Source organism: Bradyrhizobium sp. 62 (assembly GCF_023073035.1).
GTDB lineage: Bacteria > Pseudomonadota > Alphaproteobacteria > Rhizobiales > Xanthobacteraceae > Bradyrhizobium.
Map to the genome: position 1 here is coordinate 355,628 of NZ_JADPIT010000002.1, position 4,593 is coordinate 360,220.

General features: G+C 65.0%; 6 protein-coding genes. 2 read left to right on the plus strand and 4 right to left on the minus strand.

Annotation, left to right across the window (positions count from 1 at the left end; translation table 11 throughout):
- The first annotated feature begins 115 nt into the window (after positions 1–115).
- Entirely contained in the window at positions 116–289 is a 174-nt protein-coding gene (locus IVB47_RS01860) for a hypothetical protein (RefSeq protein ID WP_197031138.1), read from the plus strand.
- Positions 290–405: 116 nt separating this feature from the next.
- Positions 406–1,080: an isoprenylcysteine carboxylmethyltransferase family protein gene (locus IVB47_RS01865; protein ID WP_247459498.1), complete on the plus strand. Its 675-nt coding sequence runs from the start codon at positions 406–408 to the stop codon at positions 1,078–1,080.
- A gap of 33 nt (positions 1,081–1,113) precedes the next feature.
- Here IVB47_RS01865 and IVB47_RS01870 read toward each other — a convergent pair whose 3' ends face one another.
- The 4 genes from IVB47_RS01870 to IVB47_RS01885 all read right to left on the minus strand — a co-directional run.
- Positions 1,114–1,821 carry a glutathione S-transferase gene (locus IVB47_RS01870; RefSeq protein WP_247459499.1) on the minus strand — a complete coding sequence of 236 codons (708 nt, stop codon included), beginning with the start codon at positions 1,819–1,821 and terminating at the stop codon, positions 1,114–1,116.
- A 78-nt stretch (positions 1,822–1,899) separates the two neighbouring features.
- Positions 1,900–2,580 (minus strand): lectin, encoded by a 681-nt coding sequence (locus tag IVB47_RS01875; RefSeq protein WP_247400433.1) that lies wholly within the window; start codon positions 2,578–2,580, stop codon positions 1,900–1,902.
- A gap of 144 nt (positions 2,581–2,724) precedes the next feature.
- On the minus strand, positions 2,725–3,717 hold the full coding sequence (locus tag IVB47_RS01880; RefSeq protein WP_027567609.1) for a Tim44 domain-containing protein: 993 nt from the start codon (positions 3,715–3,717) through the stop codon (positions 2,725–2,727).
- A gap of 205 nt (positions 3,718–3,922) precedes the next feature.
- The coding region (locus tag IVB47_RS01885; protein WP_247459501.1) for a response regulator at positions 3,923–4,593 on the minus strand (671 nt) is incomplete at its 5' end.

A 4,593-nucleotide genomic window follows, 5' to 3' on the forward strand; every position in this document is an offset into this window, starting at 1 on the left:
AGGTCCGAGAGCACATCCCACCGCACCAGATCCCTCGCATTTTAACGATTGGCTTGAAGGAAATTTCGGGTCTCGCGGCGCAGGATCAATTGTTTCCATATGTGAGGATTTGTGGATGAGCGTTTCTACCGTTTCGCCGCCGCCGATCGCGATCGTGGTGCCGAGCTACGACACGAACAAGCAGCAGGACGACCAGATCAAGACCAAGGACAACGACCCGACCTATAAGCCGCCGCCGCCCGCGCCGCTGCCGCCGGGTCAGGGTACGCGGATCGATCAGCTCGCCTGATCAGCCGCGTCGAAGATGAAATGCCCGATCCGGCCGATCGGGCTTTTCGCGTGTCCGGCCGTATCTTCGCCGGATAGCAGGACCAATATCGTGCGCGACTACCCTGAGACCTGCGCATGATCGCAAGACTCCTGTTGCAGAGCACGATCACCACCGCCGCCATGGGTGCGCTGCTGTTCGCGTGCGCCGGAACCCTGCACTGGCCGTCGGCTTGGGTGTTCCTCGCGATCTCCGCCCTGCTCGGCCCGCTCTGCGGCTGGTGGCTTTACCGGGTCGACCCCGCACTGCTCGCCGAACGCCTGCGGCCGGTCCTGCAAAAGGACCAGCCCGCTGCCGACAAGGCGTTCATGGCCGTCTTCGTCGTCGCGATGCTGGTCTGGCTGGCGGCGATGGGGCTCGACCGGCGTACGCTAGCCCCCGATATGCCGATGGCGGCGCAGATACTCGGCCTCGCCCTGTTCCTGCTCTCGACACTGTTCATCCTCTGGGTCTTCCGCGAGAACTCGTTCGCGGCGCCCGTGGTGAAATTGCAAGCCGAGCGCGCGCAGCGCGTGATCTCGACGGGGCCCTATGCCCATGTGCGCCATCCCATGTATAGCGGCATGATCCTGTTCTTCGCCGGCGTGCCGCTGCTTCTGGGCTCATGGTGGGGACTTATGATGGTGCCGCTGTTCCTCCTGTTGTTTGCCATCCGCACTCGCATCGAGGAGCGCACGCTGCGCGAGGGCCTGCCGGGCTATGCCGACTATGTGACGCGCGTGCGCTATCGCCTGTTTCCTGGCGTATGGTGAGCGCGCAACACCCCCTCGGCACCTCCGGACCGGCTAACCATCCAATTCGCGGTAGCGGCGGAAGATGCCCTGCTCGTTGAAGGCAATGCGGCGGCGGCTTTCGAGATAGGCCTTGATATTCGGCCGCGCCGCGACGCGGTCGTGCAGGCCGACGAGGCCTGGGATATCTGTCTCGAACGCCTTCATCCGCTTCGGAAACGCATAGCGCAGCCCCGCGACGAGCTGGAACAGCGAGAGATCGACATAGGACAGCTTGCGGCCAGTGAGATAGGCGCCGCCATTGTCCTCAAGGAGCTGCTCGAAATAGCCGAGATATTTCGGCACGCGCTCGCCCCAAAAGTCGGCCGTGCGCTTCTTTGCCGGCGGTTTCTGATCTTCGTAATAAAGCGAGGGCCCGAGCGGATGATGGGTATCGTGAATCTCGACCACGAAATCGGTGATCGTGAGCTGGAGCTGATGCACCCAGAGTTGACCCGCTTCCGATTTCGGGGCGAGAGCGTGGCGGGCGCCGAGATAGAGCAGGATGTTCGCGGTCTGGCCGATGACGAGCTTGCCGGCTTTGAGGAACGGCGGCGCAAAGGGCGGCGTGCCCTTGTGCGCGTCCATCATCTTCATCATCGCAGCTGTGCCGCGTGGGCCACGCGCCACGTCGATGTAAGCCGCGCCCGCCTCCTCCAGCGCCAGCCGCACATATTCACCGCGGCCCTGGATCTCGGGCCAATAATAGAGCTCGTATTTCATGAAAGGGGTCCGTGATTGCGTGGCGGCGAGTGTAGCACGCAACCACGAACTCCATGAGGGCGGAGCGAGTTCCGCGTCTCAATTCGACGCGAAGCAATACAGCAGGCCGTCGCCGCCGGTGCTCTTCAGATCGGCCTGCGAGCAGCCGCCATCGGGGCCGCGCGAGGGATGCGAGCTGTTCCACGATTTCGACGGCTCGTCATCGCGCAGGCCTTGACGATCGGCATGGCCGACGACCGCCGCGCCTTGCGTGCTCGACGTCCAGTTCTTGCAGGTCTTGTCGTCACCCGCGGGAAATGCGCTGCCGTCGGCTTGCGAACCCGTGAGGATGTCGTGCCGGTTCGGCGTGTCGCCGCGGCCGTTGATGACCTCGCCCTTCTCGCTGAGCGCGGTCTGCTTGGTGAGGTTGTTGGCCGCCCCGTGCAGGTCGGCAACGTCCTTGGCGATCACAGCGCCCTTGGCGTTCTGCCACGGTCCCTTGCCGATGCGGTCGCGCGCGTTGACGGCCGGCTTGCCGTCGGCGGCCTGCGTGGAGAGATAAGCGCGCCAGGTCTTGCTGCCGGCGCCGCCGGCCTGGGCCAACTTCTGGCACTGCGCATCGGCCCCCTCCAGGCCGCCGAGATCGGCGCCTTTACCAGGACCATTGGAAGTCACGAAGAACGTCATGTCGGCCGACTGCGCCTGCGCCGATGGCGCCGCTAGCAAAGCCGCGGCGAGCGCGAGGCCTGAAATCGTCACGGATCTCTCAATGCGGATCATCCTGTCCTCCCTTTGTGTTTTCGTTGGCCGCCAGATTTCAACCCGACGCAGGCCCGCTTATTCCGATGCCGCGATGCGAGAGGCCCAAAAGAAAAAGACGCCGTGCAAGAAGCACGACGCCTTTGTTATTCATGTCGCCTGCGATCAGTTGGTCTGCTGGATCGCCGACAATTCCCAGGCGCCGCCCGGACGTCGGGCAAAGGTCCAGACTTCGGTGGCCTCGCCCGGCTGCTCGCTGCCGGCGACAATTGCGCCGGTATTGCGGTCGAGCGTCTTGTCGGTGAGCGCGAAGCGCAGCGCCACGGTCGCGTAATCGGTCTCGCCTTCGCGCCAGGATTCCGCGAGGTCGCCCTGCAACAGCTTCACATCGCTGACCTTGTTGACGACATTGCGCGCGCGGTTCTGGCCGAGGTCCTGCTCGAAATAGGAGACCATTTCCGGCGTCGCGAGCGTGTGCAGCTTGGCCACATCCTCGTTCGACCAGGCGGACTGGACGTCGCCGAGCAGACGCTCGAACGCCTCATAGTCGTCCGGCTTGATCTCGAGCGGCGCGTTGTTGGCGCCGAAGCCGAAGCCGCCACCAAGGCCACTACGGTTGTTCGCCTGCGGTCCCGGACCGGCACCGGCGTCAGCGTTGGCATAGGCCGCCTGCGGGGTGTGGCGGCGCTGCCACCAGGACATCGCCAGCCGAACCACGAGCACCACGAGCACGATCTGGATGATCAGACCGATGATCGACGATAGGCCGCCGAGCCCGCCGAACAGGCCACCGCCGAACAGCATGCCGAGCAGGCCTGCGCCGAGGAAGCCGGCCGCAAGGCCGCCCATGAAGCCGCCGGCCCGGCCGAACAGGCCGCCGCGCGCGGGTGCGGCGGCAGCCGAATTCATGCCTGCGCCCGGCTGGGTGTAGGTCCGATTGAACTGCGAGGTCGAACCCGGCGCGGTCGTGGTCGATGGCGGGGCCGAATAGGTGCGCGAACCGCGCGAGCCCGACGACATGCCGCCACCGACGCGCGCGTCGGCGGACGAGATCGCCAGCGCAGTCGGCAGCGCAAGCGCCAGCACGACGGCAATCGTCTTGAAGAGACTGCGGGAGCGTTGCGAGAAATTCATGTTGGTTTCCCAGATCCCCGGCATGGGGACGTGCCCCTAAGATGGGCAGCCTTCCGTAAAAAGGAAGCCACTATCGGAACTTATGGCTGCGGCCCTCAGTCGCGGGGATGTGGCAAAAGCCCATCTTTGGGGGCAGCTTGGCTGCGTGTGCGAAGAGGCCGCGGTCGCGGGTTACCGGTGGCTTTGGTGCCGGCAATTCCGCTTCTCCGCCGTCATTGCGTTGAGGCCCTCACCCCGCCTTCGCCATCGTCTCCTTCACGGCCGCCACGAGCTGGCTCAGCGTGAACGGCTTGGGCAGGAAGTCGAACTGCTGGCCTTCGGGCAGGCTCTTCTCGAATGCGTCTTCCGCGTAGCCGGAGACGAAGATGAACTTGATGTCGGGGTTCTTCTCGCGCATCGCCTTGAGCAGCGTCGGGCCGTCCATCTCCGGCATCACGACGTCGGACACGACGAGATCGATTCCGCCGCTCTGCTCTTCCAGCACCTCCAGCGCCTCGACGCCGTTCTCGGCCTCGACGACGGTGTAGCCGCGCGAGCGCAGACCGCGTGCGTTGAGCGCGCGCAGGCCCTCTTCGTCCTCGACCAGGAGGATGGTGCCTTGTCCGGTGAGATCGGTGCGGGGCTTGGCGTCCGCCGTGGACCCAGCTTCCTTCGCGGCACCATTGCTGGCGCCAACGGCCGGCGCCGGCTGCTCGACCTGCACCTCCGGCTCGGCATGATGGCGCGGCAGGAAGATCTGGAATGAGGTGCCCTGCCCCGGCTCCGAGTCCACGTAAATGAAGCCACCGGTCTGCTTGACGATGCCGTAGACGGTCGAGAGCCCGAGGCCGGTGCCCTTGCCGACTTCCTTGGTCGAGAAGAACGGCTCGAAGATTTTGTCGCGGATATCGGCGGGGATGC